General features: G+C 68.7%; 1 protein-coding gene. It reads right to left on the bottom strand.

Annotation, left to right across the window (positions count from 1 at the left end; genetic code table 11):
- The coding region (locus ACLBXO_RS31670) for an FtsK/SpoIIIE domain-containing protein (protein ID WP_447687909.1) at positions 1-635 on the bottom strand (635 nt) is incomplete at both ends.

Below are 635 nucleotides of genomic sequence, written 5' to 3'. Positions count from 1 at the left end.
CGTCGTCGGCGGTGACGGCGTCGAGGTAGCTGGGGCGGCCCTGGCGCTTGAGGTGGGCGACCACGCTCTCGACCTCGCTGTCCGAGCAGAACGGCCCGTGCACCCGCGTCGTGCGCCCGCCCCCGGCCATGAACAGCATGTCGCCCTGGCCCAGAAGCTGCTCGGCGCCCATCTCGCCCAGGATCGTGCGGCTGTCGATCTTGCTCGTCACCTGGAAGCTGATCCGGGTCGGGAAGTTCGCCTTGATCGTCCCGGTGATCACGTCCACCGACGGACGCTGCGTCGCCATGATCAGGTGGATGCCGGCCGCGCGCGCCATCTGCGCCAGGCGCTGGATCGCCCCCTCGATGTCCTTGCCGGCCACCATCATCAGGTCGGCCATCTCGTCGACCACGATCACGATGTACGGCAGCGGCGCGAGATCCATCGCCTCGTCCTCGTACACCGCCTCGCCGGTATGGCGGTCGAAGCCGGTCTGCACGGTCCGGGTCAGTACCTCGCCGCGCGCCGCCGCCTCGGCGACCCGGGCGTTGTAGCCGTCGATGTTCCGGACGGCGATCTTGGCCATCTTCTTGTAGCGCTCCTCCATCTCGCGCACGGCCCATTTGAGGGCGATGACCGCCTTCTTGGGATCG

Source organism: Methylobacterium sp. C33D (genome assembly GCF_053345825.1).
The sequence above is the reverse complement of the archived record's forward strand: the minus strand, read 5'-3'. Positions and strand labels throughout refer to the sequence as shown.